The 15,834-nt window shown below is 32.3% G+C and carries 12 protein-coding genes and 2 pseudogenes; 4 read left to right on the plus strand and 10 right to left on the minus strand.

All coding sequences use genetic code 11. The features are described from left to right. Positions 1-156: 156 nt before the first annotated feature. Together ILT06_RS20025 and ILT06_RS20030 are read right to left on the minus strand one after the other, a co-directional pair. On the minus strand, positions 157-1,167 hold the full coding sequence (locus ILT06_RS20025; RefSeq protein ID WP_002189230.1) for a fatty acid desaturase family protein: 1,011 nt from the start codon (positions 1,165-1,167) through the stop codon (positions 157-159). 220 nt (positions 1,168-1,387) lie between these two features. After that, positions 1,388-2,419, minus strand: a complete 1,032-nt coding sequence (locus ILT06_RS20030) for a serine hydrolase domain-containing protein (protein ID WP_098111938.1) — start codon at positions 2,417-2,419, stop codon at positions 1,388-1,390. Positions 2,420-2,743: 324 nt separating this feature from the next. Between ILT06_RS20030 and ILT06_RS20035 the strand changes: the two genes are divergently transcribed. Continuing rightward, the gene (locus tag ILT06_RS20035; RefSeq protein ID WP_064476386.1) at positions 2,744-3,463 is read left to right on the plus strand and encodes a 4'-phosphopantetheinyl transferase family protein; all 720 of its coding nucleotides are present in this window, start codon (positions 2,744-2,746) and stop codon (positions 3,461-3,463) included. Positions 3,464-3,680: 217 nt separating this feature from the next. Further along, positions 3,681-4,520, plus strand: coding sequence for a dimethylarginine dimethylaminohydrolase family protein (locus ILT06_RS20040; RefSeq protein WP_064476387.1), 840 nt, complete (start codon positions 3,681-3,683; stop codon positions 4,518-4,520). A 171-nt stretch (positions 4,521-4,691) separates the two neighbouring features. Here ILT06_RS20040 and ILT06_RS20045 read toward each other — a convergent pair. The 4 genes and pseudogenes from ILT06_RS20045 to ILT06_RS20060 form a co-directional block, all read right to left on the minus strand. Then, a pseudogene (locus ILT06_RS20045) lies at positions 4,692-4,898 on the minus strand (branched-chain amino acid transporter); the annotation flags it as partial. Positions 4,899-5,250: 352 nt separating this feature from the next. Beyond that, positions 5,251-5,670, minus strand: coding sequence for a VOC family protein (locus tag ILT06_RS20050; RefSeq protein ID WP_064476389.1), 420 nt, complete (start codon positions 5,668-5,670; stop codon positions 5,251-5,253). Between the two features lie 85 nt (positions 5,671-5,755). After that, entirely contained in the window at positions 5,756-7,111 is a 1,356-nt protein-coding gene (brnQ, locus tag ILT06_RS20055) for a branched-chain amino acid transport system II carrier protein (RefSeq protein WP_064476390.1), read from the minus strand. Between the two features lie 235 nt (positions 7,112-7,346). Further along, positions 7,347-8,039 carry an FMN-dependent NADH-azoreductase gene (locus tag ILT06_RS20060; RefSeq protein ID WP_222655401.1) on the minus strand — a complete coding sequence of 231 codons (693 nt, stop codon included), beginning with the start codon at positions 8,037-8,039 and terminating at the stop codon, positions 7,347-7,349. Positions 8,040-8,334: 295 nt separating this feature from the next. Between ILT06_RS20060 and ILT06_RS20065 the strand changes: the two genes are divergently transcribed. Beyond that, the gene (locus ILT06_RS20065) at positions 8,335-9,300 is read left to right on the plus strand and encodes an arsenic resistance protein (protein WP_098102306.1); all 966 of its coding nucleotides are present in this window, start codon (positions 8,335-8,337) and stop codon (positions 9,298-9,300) included. Between the two features lie 127 nt (positions 9,301-9,427). Here ILT06_RS20065 and ILT06_RS20070 read toward each other — a convergent pair whose 3' ends face one another. Further along, positions 9,428-10,675 (minus strand): DUF4153 domain-containing protein, encoded by a 1,248-nt coding sequence (locus ILT06_RS20070; RefSeq protein WP_098102305.1) that lies wholly within the window; start codon positions 10,673-10,675, stop codon positions 9,428-9,430. Between the two features lie 1,321 nt (positions 10,676-11,996). Between ILT06_RS20070 and alr the strand changes: the two genes are divergently transcribed. Further along, a complete protein-coding gene (alr, locus tag ILT06_RS20075) occupies positions 11,997-13,112 on the plus strand; it encodes an alanine racemase (protein ID WP_064476393.1) in 1,116 nt (371 codons plus the stop codon). Positions 13,113-13,673: 561 nt separating this feature from the next. Here alr and topB read toward each other — a convergent pair. From topB to ILT06_RS20090, 3 genes and pseudogenes are all read right to left on the minus strand, one after another. Next, positions 13,674-14,726 (minus strand): annotated as a pseudogene (topB, locus tag ILT06_RS20080) (DNA topoisomerase III); the annotation flags it as partial. 283 nt (positions 14,727-15,009) lie between these two features. Continuing rightward, positions 15,010-15,345 carry an IS3 family transposase gene (locus tag ILT06_RS33130; protein ID WP_374453202.1) on the minus strand — a complete coding sequence of 112 codons (336 nt, stop codon included), beginning with the start codon at positions 15,343-15,345 and terminating at the stop codon, positions 15,010-15,012. After that, positions 15,335-15,757, minus strand: coding sequence for an IS3 family transposase (locus tag ILT06_RS20090; protein ID WP_222655403.1), 423 nt, complete (start codon positions 15,755-15,757; stop codon positions 15,335-15,337). Before ILT06_RS20090 ends, ILT06_RS33130 begins: the two co-directional genes overlap by 11 nt. Between the last annotated feature and the right edge of the window lie 77 nt (positions 15,758-15,834).

Here is a 15,834-nt window from a genome sequence, read left to right on the forward strand (position 1 = left end):
TTTTAAAAGGCTCTATAGAACTTAATTAGCCACCTAACATCTCCCAATTTTTTTATTAATCTAGCTCCCATTTATATTTTAGGGTGCAATCAGGAATTATCTTTGGTAAACCATTAAATTTCCATACAGCCTATGTAGCACAACACGTATAATGATCTATTTCCCTTTCACTTTATTCCAAAATGGTATCCGTCCTTGTATATCATCTATTACAGAGGAGAATCCTGGTGCAGTGGAAAAAAAGAACCCTGTACAATGATGCGCTTTTTGATATTCTTCATCTTTCATTAAAATAAGATGAGCTTTCTTTATGTTAAAGTGTGGAACAGCAGGGAACAAGTGATGTACCAAATGGTATGAGTTTCTATGAGGATGAATGAGAAAGCGCTCAAACCAATTCCCAAAAGAATTTCTTGATGCAAATATCTCATTTTCCGATTCTAGTCCTGCATGTTCGGCCATTTCAGCCCAATATTTTAACATTTGAAAAGTTGTTAAAAACGGAACTACCCAAAATAAAATCAACTCTTGCCAGAAACCGAAAACAATTGAACAAATAATGATAGCGCCCCAATATAGAGTCCTGATTATTTGATCAAATCTAGGTTCCTCTTTTGCATATGCTGTTACTTTGATCATTCCAATCAAATAATTCGGCACATGTACTAAGAACAAAGGCTTTAAGCAATGCTGAATAAAAAATTTCATTTTATTTTTAGTCGGTTTATCTAACCCAACAATTTGATACCTTTGCTTATCAGGGTCTATCTCACTCCATAAATACCTGTGGTGATTCATGTGACTCTTACAATATGCTTTATAAGAAATCATTATCGGATAAGCAGCAAAGAAACATGCAACCCACTTATTTAATTTACGATTTTTAAAAAGCATACGATGACTTGACTCATGCATCATAATATCAAGGCCACGCATACGGCTACCAATGATAACAATACTAATTAAATACATCCACATAGTAGGGATAAAATAATTCAATGCAATTACTAAGGACACAATACCCCAATCCAACCCTATAGCAAAAAAATTATACCAATTGTTGGTTTTTTGTAATTCGCGAATTTCCAAGTTGATTTCTTTCGAAAAACGATGCTTCTCTAACTCTTTCTTTTGACTTTCCCCTAAATCGGTAGTTCCTCTAATCATATTATTAACTCCTTTATATAGAAATTAATGCTGTTGATTTATATCAGGAATCCTTCATTTAAATCCTTAACAAACACCCTTAGGCTCTCAAAATTTATACTCTAATTAATCATTTAAAGCGAACAATCCAACAGTTTTTATAAGCTAATTAACTCTTAGTTAAATATTCATATCCTTTTTTATTTTGTAGGTATCAAAAAAAATCCATGAATCTCAAAAACTAAATCTTTTTTTCAGAAATTAATTTATCAATCCCATTTTTAATAGGAACTACATTTTGTTCTACATTAGACATAATATGGAGTTGCATCTTAGACTTTGCATTTACAGATGAATGAACCCTCACACCTGGATCAAATCCAAATACAAAATATTTGAGAATCTCATCATTTTCCATTGAAATCCAAACACCATATCCATAATGTAAACTATTATTTTTCACATAAGGAGTTAACAACTGATTAGTGTACTCTTTATTTAAGAGTTTCCCATTAAATAATCCATTCCAAAATTCTCCTAAATCTAAAACTGTTGTAAAAGCCCCTCCATCTGGCCCACCAACTATAGGGACCGAATAGATATTAGTTCTCCAAGTGTTATCATCTTTATTATCTATATATCCAAGTGCAGTTCGTTCCGGCAGTTGATCCATCCGGAAATATCCTGAATCTGACATGCCGCAAACTTGAAATATATGCTCTTTTACATATTCTGCAAACTTCATCCCTGTCAATTTTTCTACAATCAAACCAAGTAAAATATAACCTGCATTACTATAAGAAAATTTACTTCCAGGATTAAACTTCATATGATAATTTTGAAACATAGGCAGAAAATCTGCAGGAGATTTAATAGAATACATTGGGGTATCCTTCCATAAATCTTCAAAATCATCCATTTCTTCTTCATCAAAATAATCTGGTATGCCCGAAGTATGAGTTAATAAATGATGAATTGTAATACCTTCATAAAAATGTGGGAATGGGTCTTCTAAACACTCTTTCAAACAGGTATCAAAAGTTAAAACACCCTTTTCAACTAATTGACATATTGCCACTGCAGTGAAAATTTTACACCCAGAAGCCATACCAAACCGAGTACGTGATGTATTAAAAATTTGTTCACTTCTATTCGCATATCCAAATCCATCTTCAAAGATCTTTTTTTTATTTTGAATTAAAATCGCACCTGAGAATGGTAATTTATCATCATAATTCTTTATAAATTCTTTTATTTCTCCAGAAATTATCACTTACCCAATCCCCTTTTATTTTTCTGATTTTTCCAACTATTAAACAGGATTAATTGTAACTTCATTTAATTTTCAAAGCAATCTAAAATACATAACAAAACTTGAGAAACTTTTTTAATAATTGAATTGACTTCAAAAAAAAATAAAACATAAGTTTGTTCATTTCTTCAAAATAGCTATACAATAACACTTAATATAATTCACATGATTTCTCAATAAATCTTATATCACTCTCTATAATGTAATGGTAGTTGATAAATAATAAAATTAATTATACATTTAAATTCTCTTGAGACTATTATTTATATTGTTAGTGAGGTCATTATGAAAAAAATTGATAGTTACTTAGAAATTATTGCAGTTAAATTAGGAATTTTACTACCCTACAAAGACATAGAGCTGAAACTCACAAAATTACCTAAAAATGAAAGGGAAAGAATTTTAAGATTTCATAAATTAGAAGATCAACAAAGAACATTATTAGCTCATCTATGCATCAGAAAATGTTTAGAAAAAATTTTACTCATACCTGCAGATGCTATCTCTATAAACAGAGATCGAGCAGGCCGCCCTTTTTTAAATAAATATCATGGTTGGAAGGGGGATTTTAATTTATCTCATTCTGAAGAATGGATTATATGTGGACTTACTTCAAATGGAAGAATTGGTGTAGACATTGAAAAAATTCAACCTATAGATTTTTCCATAACCGAACTATGCTTTACTCAAGAAGAACTTGACTATTTTCAGCATATTCCTCACGATAGACAGTTATCGTTTTTCTTTGATATTTGGACTTTAAAAGAATCATTTGTTAAAGCGATCGGAAAAGGACTTCTATATCCATTAGATAGTTTCGGCTTCAATATGGACGATTGGTCCCAAAATAAAATAACATTACGGAACACCAATTCCACTTTTAGTCAATTTTATTTCTACCTAAATCGGTTAGAGCAAAATTACACTATCGCGGTTTGTTATACAGATTGGGAACAGATAAACAATTCATCTATAAAGATACTAGATTATTCTGAGTTCCTATAATTATTTTACGTTTTTTCTAGAACAATGATACACCCGGCGTTACAAAAAAACTGAAAATACAGAAAACTACAACTTATAATAATCACTTTAATTATTATAAGCTCAATCTTTTTTAAGTTCATATTTTATTACGTTTTATCTTCTGTATCCAAAAATATTTTAAGCTTCAATCATCGTATAACAATTTAAAAATCACCTATATTGGAGGATTATTAGAATGAGTATTTTAAAGTCATATTGCTCAAGTGAATATAGTACATTAAAAAAAGTTGTACTATGCGAACCATTATATATGAATATTTCTAGCGGTATAAACAAGACCCAAAAATATTTTATCAATTTAGGCTTTAATGTAAATCTAGCGAGAGAACAATACTCAAAATTTATTGATATACTTAAAGAAAATAGAATACACACTTTAATGCTACCTCCTGAAGTACGCTTTCCCGAACAAGTTTTCACGAGAGATATCGGTTTTACTGTAGGGGAAACTGTTTTCATTTCTAACATGAAAAATGAAGTTCGTAAAGGAGAAGAGCAAATTTTCAAGAAAATATTATTAGAAAAAGATATTACTTATATAGATTGTATTAATAGTCATATAGAAGGCGGCGACGTCATTATCGATCAAGATATTGTATATATTGGCGTAAGCAATCGAACGTTATTTAACTCTGTAATAAAACTTCAACAGTTGCTCACACACTATGAAATAATTCCCGTTCCTTTTTCCAAAGATTTTTTACATTTAGATTGTGTTTTTAATATCATTTCACAGGAAGAAGCTTTAATATATCCACATGCATTTAGTAATAGTACACTAAACATGTTATCAGATCGTTATAATTTAATAGAGGTATCTAAAAAAGAGCAATTTACTTTAGCAACCAATGTATTATCTTTAGGCAATGAAAAGATTATTAGTTTACCCAGTAATACTAAAACAAATAACGAACTGAGACGTAGAGGTTATGAGGTTATTGAAATTGACTTTGGAGAGATTATAAAATCTGGTGGATCTTTTCGCTGCTGCACTCTTCCTCTACAAAGAGAATGATTAAAAAACTACGCTTTAAATGCTCTCATTTAAAGCGTAGTCTACAGTTACTGGCTTTCTCTACTAATATGAATCCTACATTTATCATACAACTACCTATAATATAAACTGCCATGATGATGTATTCTATATATAAGGGTTATAGGATTAAATGCTATAACCTTTTTTTACTTAACCTATTTTCTTATTCTCTCTAGCTGCTGGTTGAACTTGATTTTTCACTCCTAAAACATTAATACCCTCCCCAATAAATCCACCGATAATCGCGAGGAAAATCCAGTCTAACCCTACTACCTGCATCGTGAACAGATGGCTTACTACTTCAATGTTAACTCCAGCTGCAATTAATCTATTACATAAACTGATGATAAATGTTATAGCCTCACCGCATTTAATTTTCACAACAGTTAGCGCTTCTTCAACATTTCATTTTCAGTAGGGTTCGATTCCACAACATACCCATGAGCAGCGGCACTTTTTGGTACCCCTATAATGAAAATGCACTCTATTAGCAACTATGCCTCTAGCCTTCTTATTACTTTCACACTTCACTTATTTTTCATCACTATACTTTTCTTACATATACTTCCTAAACTATATTCCCATCCTAAGAATTTAACCTCATTAAATATAAGGAACTCTATAGCAGGATGTTCCACCTAAAGAAAATACACAAATTAAAAAGGCGTCACGCAATTACGCAACACCCTTTTTCAATCATAAAATTCCTCTACTTCTCTTCCGGATAATCACAATACTCAATGATTGTTCCCTCTGTATCCGCTGGGTTAAGATATATTAATCTTCTACCGTGCTTATTAATCCGAAGTGTATGCTCTAATGTCCGAATACCTTGTTCTTTTAACTCTTCTAGAGCCACATCTAAATCATCGACACGATACGCAACGTGATGAACACCTTTACCTTTTTGTTTAATAAAACGGGCAATTGGAGATGTCGTATTATTCGTCGGTGCAAGTAATTCAATTCTATCTCCATCCACTTCAAGAATGGCTACTTCGCTTTCCACACCAGGAGCTTCACTTACGTAACGATCTATTAAAGTTCCTAGTAACACATTTTCATAAAAACGTATCGTACTATTTATATCTCGAACTGCGATGCCGATATGATCAATTGTTTTTTTCATTTTATTTCCCCTACTACTTTATTTTTTCTATCCTTATCAATAGTAACAAAAAAAGTTATAGAAACAAGTTCTATAACTTTTTTATTTAACCTATTTTCTTATTCGCACTAGCTGGTTGAACTTGATTTTTTGCTTTTAAAACGCTAATGCCATATCCGATAAATCCACCGATAATCGCTGGGAAGATCCATCCTAATCCTACTTCTTGCATCGGAAGGAATTTAGTGAACACTCGGCTTACTACTTCAATGTTAACTCCAGCTGCACTTAATCCATCGAATAAGCTGATGATAAATGTTACGATTAAGCTCACTTGATAAACTTCAGCTCTTCCTTTGAATAATGAATGGAAGAATGTTAAGAAAATCAATACGATTGCTAGTGGATAAATTGCTGTTAGTACTGGAACAGAAACTGCGATTAATTGTGTTAATCCTACGTTTGCAACAATTGCACTAAATACACATAGCGTGATGGCAATCGCTTTGTAAGGAACACTTGGGAATAACTTATGGAAGAATGAAGAACATGCTGATACAAGTCCCACACTAGTTGTTAAACACGCTACTGTAATCATTAATCCTAATAATACTCCACCATATGATCCGAAATAGTAGTTAGAAACTTTCGCTAATACTTCTCCACCGTTCTCTAAATGTCCAAGCTTCGCAACACTTGAAGCACCCATATAAGAAAGAGCTGTATAGATAATTGCTAAAATAGATGCTGCAATGATTGTCGCTTTTGCACAAACGATCATAATCTGTGTTTTCGTTTTTGCACCTTTTTCTTTAATTGCATTAATGATGATGATTCCAAATACGAATGATGCAAGCGTGTCCATTGTTAAGTATCCTTCTTGGAATCCTTTAAAGAATGCATGTGATGTATAAGCTTCCACTGGTGCTTGCATATCTCCAATCGGATGTATAAAAGCAACGATTACTAAAATACCAATGAAAGTTAACTTAATTGGCGTTAAGATTTTTCCAACAATATCGACAATTTTCGCAGGATTTAGCGAAAAAAAACAAGTGATGCTAAAGAATACAATTGTGAAAAGAATTAAAGGTGTAGAACCTAATCCTTCTGGCATAAACGGTTTAAGACCAATTTCATAAGAAACATTTCCTGTTCTTGGTATTGCAAATAACGGGCCAATCGCTAAGTATAAAACTGTTGTAAACACAATCCCGAATACTGGGTGAGCACGACTTGCTAATGACTGTAAATCATCTTTACCCGAAAAACCAAATGCCAGTACACCTAGTAGTGGTAATCCAACACCAGTTACTAAAAATCCAGCGTTAGCAATCCATACATTCTCTCCTGCCGATTGACCGAGCATTGCCGGGAATATTAAATTTCCTGCTCCAAAAAATAGTGCAAATAACATTAATCCAATAACTACTATGAACGAAAACGGTACTTTATTCGCCATAATATAACCCCCATTCAAATTTCCTTATCTCATTTTCCATTTTTAACTAATTGAATTTTCTGAATATTCAATTCGACTATCAACTATTCTTGAACTTATTATAGTTTGTCATATAATATTTTGCAATACTATTTTCAAACTTTTCATTTATTTTATAAATATACATTTTTTAACATAGAAATAGACTAAAAAACCAACATGGTCATCCATGTTGGTTTTTTACATTTACTATCAATTAAAATTTTGCCCCTACTTTCTTAACGTTCTCTAAACCTTCTTCAACAATTTGTTGTGAACGATCTGGATATTGATTGTGCCCTTCAATTACAACAGTCTCTAGATTTGTAATTCCCCAGAACCCAAGCACATTCGTTACATAATTAACCGCCATTTCCATAGGAGCCATTTGTTCTGAAGAATAATCCGAACCACGCGCACCTAATACAACGACTTTCTTATCACCAGCTAAACCTACTGGGCCATTTGCTGTATATTTAAATGTTTTTCCAGCTTGAGATAAGTATGAAATATATGTGATTAATGGTGCTGGCACTGTGAAGTTCCATAGTGGGAACGCAAATACAACTTTATCAGCTTCTAAAAACTGATTTAAATATTGATCTACCTTAGCTACAGCCTTCTCTTCTTCTGCTGTTAACTCCATTCCTTGACTACGTTTATATCCACCTGAAATCGCGATATTTCCGTAATACGGCAGATCTAATGCGAATAAATCTAACTCCGTAATTTCTGTATTTGGGTTCGCTTCTTTATAAGCACTTACAAATGTTTCATACATTCTTGAACTAACTGCTTGCTCCGCCGGACGATCGTTTGCTTTTACAAATAATACTTTTGACATTGTTTTATTCCCCTCTACTTTTGTATTTTCTTCTTTTTTACCAAATAATGAGCTAAATAATCCCACTTTCTTCACCTAAACTTTCTTATCATATTCATTATTCATCATCATAAAAATTCTTATTCTAGTAAAAAGTTCCAATAGATACCTTAAGTAAAAACACAAAAAAACTTTTTGTTATTTAATTACCTTATGTAAGTGATTGTAATACAGTAACTTACTTTAGTCAAGTAACTTTAAATAAAAAATAATATCTCGGATTAAAAATAATGACCACAATACAATTCATACACCAATTGTAACTTTATTGTTTGTATAATGGATGTAGAGAGGGCAATTCATATTTAGAAAGGATTTACTCATGAGCACTATAGAAAAGATTCAAACTTTTATTATTCTTTTTGCTGTTACATGCGGCATCGTACTCGGACAATTTCATTTGATACATATGTATTCAGAGCAATTTATTGTCCCCTTCTTATTTTTCATGCTGTATGGATTATTCCTCAGCATTCCATTGAAAGAAATAAAAAATGGATTCCGCAATTTAAAATTTGCTGGAACGAGCCTTACTATTAATTTTTTATGGACACCTTTACTCGCTTGGGGATTAGGAGCACTATTTCTTTCCGACCATCCAGCACTTTGGGTTGGATTTATTATGTTAATGGTTACTCCATGTACAGACTGGTACTTAATCTTTACTGAAATAGCGAAAGGAAATGTAGCACTTTCTACTGCCATTTTGCCTGTAAATTTAATTTTGCAAGTACTACTCCTTCCCATTTATTTATTTTTATTTGCTGGTGTCATGAAGACTGTAGCGGTTTCTGTTTTAGTAGAAAGTATTGTTATCGTAATCGTCTTACCATTTGTACTTGCACACGCTACAAAATTCATTATGTATAAAATGAAACAAACTGAAACACTCGAGAATAAACTCATTCCGTTTTTCAGCTCTGCGCAAATTGTATTTTTAAGTTTAGCAATTGTAGCGATGTTTGCATCACAAGGTAAATATTTACTACAAAATATGAATGTTGTTTTACTATTACTCATTCCTGTTCTATTGTTCTTCATCATTAATTTTATACTTGGACAATTTATCGGACGCATGATGCGTTTATCTTATAAAGATACAGTTAGTCTAAGCTTAACAACATTAGCAAGAAACTCGCCTGTTGCACTCGCTATTGCTGTAACAGCTTTTCCAGACGAACCTCTTATTGCACTTGCATTAGTGATTGGACCATTAATAGAACTACCAGTACTTGCTTGTGTGTCACAAGTGTTATTACTTATTAAGAAAAATAAGCAATATACATAATAAAAAAACGTCCTACTTTGGGACGTTTTTTTATTTTAGAGAACTTATAGAAGTAACGATCATTATCGACTCTAAGGATTTTATACGTGATAGAAAATTAGCTTGTCGTTACATTTACTATGTCTTTCTAATTAAAAATTATAGGAAAAGTAAATATTACGAAAGCTGCCCAAAGTCCGTAGATTGGCAAATACTTCGTAACAGCATCTTGAATAGCTGTCGGTCCTGATTTGTTTTGTAGAAAACGCATATAGGAAAACATAATCCAAATGAGATTTGCCCAAATCAGTATGTTTACGCCTAAAACAGCAAGTCTATTAGGTGTAATCCCGTAAGAAGAAAGTCTGAATACGATGGCTGATAATGCGACAGTGTCAATAATAAGCGCCAGAACAATTAAGGCAAAATTTATATAATCTGAAATGCTCTTTTTCTCGTCTGAATCACTCTCAACGATAGAAAATATAGTAACAGCCAATACACCAAGGAGTATTACGTTGAAGGCCATTAGGAAATCACGATCCAAGAATGGATTTTTCGTGACCCAAATTACCGTTATAAGATAAATAAACAATGTGATCAGGACGAGAGGACTAAAAATTTTAGATATGTATGGTGTAATATTTTTAGCAAGTTTAAGATTCAATGATACTAAGTATGCAGCCACTACAGCGAGAGCGGCAGCTCCAAATAATACAACATTACTAAAATAGAATTCTCCTATATCCAAATCAACAAAGCTAAATAACTTCATGGTGAATACTGCTAGTATCATTCCGCTCACTGCCATGCTCGCGTAGAGAAGACAATATTCTAAATTAAATTTAATATAAGCTAATCTTGTACTGCCTTTTGAATATTCATTTCCCGTAAACGCAAGTCCCAATAAGACCCATAACAATATAGGAAGATGTAAATACGCAAGGATACTGCTGTCTTTATAATTTAATGGCAACATATTAAGATACAACCCGGCAATTAGGAACAACGCTGCAAGGAAATAAATAATACTTTTTTTCGGAGTATTATTGTAAATAAAATAAGCAGCAATAAAGGGAATTACACCAAAAGCCAAGTTAATTGGAGCAATTGCTTCCTGCTCGACAAAGTGGAAAATGATTCTAGTGCTTAGCCCAGCTAGAATAGCTAACATGCCCATGAATAAGAAACCTTTTTGAAACAGCGATATTTTTTCTTTATCTGCCGTCTCCTTGAAATGCAACCTTTCATACCAAGCAGCTAGCACCTGAGAATCAGGATTTTTATCCCATGCTTGTGAGAATGACTTTTTAAAAGCTTTCGGGTCTTTTCTATACATTCTCTCCAACTCATGAGGATTATCCATATTTTCAATAATCAAATTGTTAATGTCCATATTTATACCTCCTCTAATTAAAAAATAAAGTTGTTACCTTTTCCATAAAAAGCACCACACTTATTTATTATGTTTTTGATTTTAATATAATTTTTATCGTTTTACAATAAATTTTTATTAATTCATACGATATTTTTATTGCATATTTTCACAAATATTAGTGTAAGCTACTTTCGGTTGTGCTCTTAATTGCTTATTTCCATTTTCTAATTCCTTATTTTCCCTTTATATAAAAGAAGTTCCCTATAAAATAGATTTTTTCAGTGTCTACTCTATAGGGTACAGTTTAATTGGCATACTTTTTTATTTGTTGAAACCACTTGTCCCAAAGTAAAGAACTTTTTCTTCCGAATTTTTATGCTTCATAGTTTTTTAAAATTAAAATATCTGACATAAAAAGTACCTTCACCTATAAAGGAATATTTTTTCACCTGTAAATTGTAAAATGTACCTTATGACTCACGAAATAGTAATGATAAATATATAAGTTTCCTAGCCAAAAATAAACTCTAAGCAATCCTAAAATATCTAATCTTCCTTTATATATTTTCATCCACTTTAAATAAGATAACAGCAACTTCGATTTGCTTTTTACTACTCTTTTATGAATCAGTATCTTTTAAAATAATCACATTTTATTTACCACATTAGAAATTTGTTTATTATGAAAGTAGACTTTTTCTTCTAAGTATTTCGCTACTTCTGGTTTCAACCCTTGATATAGGCTCGTTAACATTTTTATTTTAGCAATAGTAGCTCTTTTATTACTAAATTTATTTTCTAACACATATTTAAGATGAAGAACAAAACTCAAAGTTTCAAAATGTAAGAGAAAATGAAAATGTCCAGAGATAAAAAAGAATTTTAATTTACAATAAATTCTTTTAAAACATAATAAATTTGTTTAAAAAATGCTGGTCATGTTATTTAACAATTGGGCCATTTAATAGAATAACTCCTTATACAATTTATTTGAATTTAATTAATCTAAAGGGGGATGACCCACCATCATATTTTCTAGCTACCATCTATCATAGTGGTTCCACACCCTACCATAAGACCGTAAAAATACTTATTGTGTGGACCTTTTTGGATTAGTGCAGGTATGTAAAAATTTTAGCAATGGTATGAATATAGTGTTTAACGCCTTTAAGCTTACAGACGGCCGTCCTGTATTGTCTCCCTTATGCGTTGGAAGTTAATTAATTCCCTAGGAAGACGAAAAAAAGTCTGCTCTTAAAAAGTTCACAATCAGTGGGCAATCGGTTTAATGAGCTACTTGAAACGATCATTGAAAATTCACCTAAAGTGGGGGGAAATGATGTATAGACCAATATGGACTGAAATTAGCCTTAGTAATATTTCACATAATATTAGTGAATTTCGAAAAATAATACCTAACTCAACAATAATAATGGCCACCGTAAAAGCGAATGGTTATGGGCACGGTGCTGTCGAGGTTTCCCAAAAAGCGATTAATAGTGGAGTGGATTATCTAGCGGTGGCCAGTTTAGAAGAAGCTATTAAACTACGAAAATCAGATATTCAGGCACCTATACTTATACTTGGATACACACCTCCATCAGCATCGAATCATGTTGTTTATTGGGATTTAACACAATCAATTTTTGATATGGAACATGCAGAAGCTTTATCAAATTCTGGGCAAATCTTAGGAAAACAGGCAAAGGTTCACGTCAAAGTCGATACAGGAATGGGACGATTGGGACTTCAAGCAGAAGGAGCAAGTGATTTTATCCATATCGTGTCAAAAATGGATGGCCTTTATCTAGAAGGAGTCTACTCGCATTTTGCTACCGCAGATGAAGCCGACATACGGTATGCAGAAAAGCAAAAGAACCGATGGAGAAGGTTATTGGAAGAATTGGAGAAACAAAAAGTTTCTATTCCCATATTTCATATTGCCAATAGTGCTGCAACAATAGAAATGCCAGATATGACCTACGATATGGTTCGTATTGGTATTTCAATGTATGGCCTTTATCCATCTAAAGAGGTGAATAAAACAAAAGTTAATCTTAAACAAGCAATGCAGTTAAAAACCAAAGTCATCTATATCCAGACACTTGAGAAGGGAGATGGCGTATCATATGGAGCAACTAGCGTTGAAAGAGATAAAGCAATTATTGCAACTATTCCAATTGGTTATGCAGATGGGTATTCGAGGCGATTATCTGGAACGGCTTATGTCCTTATACACGGACAAATAGCTCCTGTTTTTGGTAGAATATGTATGGATTTTTGTATGATTGATGTTACTGATATTAAGGATGTAAATATTGGTGATGAAGTGGTAGTTTATGGAGGTCAAGGGGATTATTTCATATCATTAGATGAAGTGGCAAATATGTTAGGAACCATATCGTATGAAGTTGCTTGTAACTTGGGTCAGAGAGTTCCTAGAATTTACAAATAACCAGCTAAAGACAGTATTTATCATAATTATCTCAATTGTTATGTATTAGGTCACTATGTTGAAAAGATATGAAATGGATGTAGCTTCATAACCCTTTTTCCAGAATAAATACGTAGCTTTATTCAAAACATGTTCTTTGTTAATATTTATACTTCTACCTAATTTACAACACTCCCATTCATATAATTTATTTTGAAATCAAGCCTTCCATTCATGAGATTTTATTTAATGTTCAAATCAGAATTTTAACAGAATTAACGGAAAATTATTTCCTTCTGATTTTCCTCTAGCCTAGTTAATTGTTCCCCAGTCTAATTAATTTTTCCTTTTGGACACTTCAATTGGACCAAGCTATATTAAATTAATATGGTGGAAAATTGTTTCCACCATATACAATGCACCTTCATACCCAGATGTTCCAGATAAATATAGCTTGACTAATTGTAGAAAAAGCATGACATAAATTTGTCATGCTTTTTCTTTTCTATAAATATTTTTTCAAACCTAGTCTGTTACAGAAGCTTTTACTCAAGAAAGAACTTTTTTATTTATTGACACCACTTAATTCTCAAATACAAAATTCATCTTATTATCTTTCCACTCTAACTTCGCATCAAATGTTTTCTCGCCCTTTTTAAAGCCTTTAATTAAATCGGTCTTTTCACCTTTTAAGAGCTTTGTCATATTTTTTTGCGAAATTGTTTTGCTTAATATTTTCTTTGAGATGGTAAAATCACATTGCGTCGTATTGTAGTTAGAACAACCGTAAAACGTTGACTTATCAATCACATCGCCATCACATTTTTTACAGCTACCTACCTTTTTACCTGTTGTAAATTTCGATCCTTTTCGTTCAATTGATTCAACATGTAATCCAGTGAAATCCCATTTCTCCGACATTTCTACCGCATCTTCAATAATTTTAGCTGATAGCTTTTTCGTTTGTTCCATAAATGTAGCTGGTGAAGCTGTGCCTTCACCAATTTCCGCAAGGCGCTGCTCCCATTTCGCTGTCATTTCTGGTGAAGCTAATATTTTGTCTCCTATTGCGGTAATTAATACTTTCCCTTTATCGGTTGCATACACTTGGTTCTTCTGCACATCTATATATTTACGGTCTTTCAGCATCGTAATAATACCTGCACGCGTTGCCTCTGTACCTAAACCTTCTGTTTTCTTTAATACTTTCTCCAGCTCTTCATTCTCTAAATACTTACCGGCCGTTTTCATTAACGTAATAAGTTGTCCTTCTGTATAACGCTTCGGCGGCTGTGTTTTTCCTTCTTTCACTTTCACCTTTACAACTTTTCCTTGTTCACCTTCTGCGACAATTGGAAGAATTGTTTCGTCATCTTTATCGTCTTGGAAAATAACTTTACGCCAACCTTCTTGAATTTGCTGTTTTCCTTTTGAAATGAATTCAGCACGTTCGTCTACAAGAGTTGTAATCGTTGTGTAGTCAAAGATTGCTACTTCATAATGCGCCGCAATCAGTCTTCTTACGATCATATCGTAAATTTTCTTTTCATCACCTGATAGTTTACTTGGATTTGTAACTTGCTCTGTCGGAATAATAGCGTAGTGATCTGTAACTTTTTTTTCATTCACATAACGTTATATACAAAACAAAATTAGAGGGAAATTAATTACTCTAATATTATTAAGGATGCATTAATTTTCCACTACTCTAAAAAATAATTTTAGAGAGAAATTAAACAATTCCAATTGAACTCTAATTCATTTTCTTATTAAAAGACATTCAAAAGATACTCTTAACTTTAAATATGATTTTAGGTTATCAAATACCGATTTAAACAAAATTAATTCTAAAATAATAAATAAGAGAGTATGGTTCTGCAGTGAACCCTGTCAAGTAGACAGTATTTAAAAAGCGCAACTAAGTAACCTGAGTTCTATATTTATATGGACTCAAGTTATTTAATTTCCTTTGAAATCTTTGATGATTATAAAAAAAAATATATTTGCGCACGGCAAGTTTAACCTCACTCGCTTTACGGAAGGAGGTTAAATGAAAACACTCTGTCTTAAAGTGACTAAAGAAGTTTTCCATACAAGCATTATCCCAACAGTTGCCTCTTCGAGACATACTTGCCTTCATCTGATATTTTGTAAGTAATTGATTATATTGACGAGATGTATACTGAGATCCTTGATCACTATGTAAGAGGATTCCCGTTACATTTCGTTTTTTCTTTGCCTTTTTAAGTGTTATCTAATACAAGCTTTAAGTCGTTTCTACGACTGGTTTCATAGGCAATAATTTCATTATTGTAAAAATCCTTAATAGCAGATAAGTACAATCGTTGTCCATTGAAAATCAAATAGGTTATATCTGTTACCCATTTCTCATTTGGTTTTGAAGCTTGAAAGTCCCTATTCAGATGGTTATCTGAAATCACAGATGCCCCTTTTTTTCTGTAATAAGGTCTCTTTTTCCTAATTACGGCTTTGATGTCTAATTCATTCATCAATCTTTGTATGCGCTTATGATTCAAATGAAGGCTATATGTGGCTTTCAGCCACACTTGCACTCTTCTATATCCATAAATCCCTCTTAGTTTTTTATGACATTCCAATATCTTTTTCTTGATTTTAGTGTCCTCTAGTTGTTTTTCAGAAGGCACTAAGTGCCGCTTTATCCACTTGTAATATGTAATACCCACTTCTAGTTATACCAGCAATGGTGCATAATAGGGTGACT

It is taken from the genome of Bacillus sp. 17RED48 (assembly GCF_019837545.1).
Classification (GTDB): domain Bacteria; phylum Bacillota; class Bacilli; order Bacillales; family Bacillaceae_G; genus Bacillus_A; species Bacillus_A wiedmannii.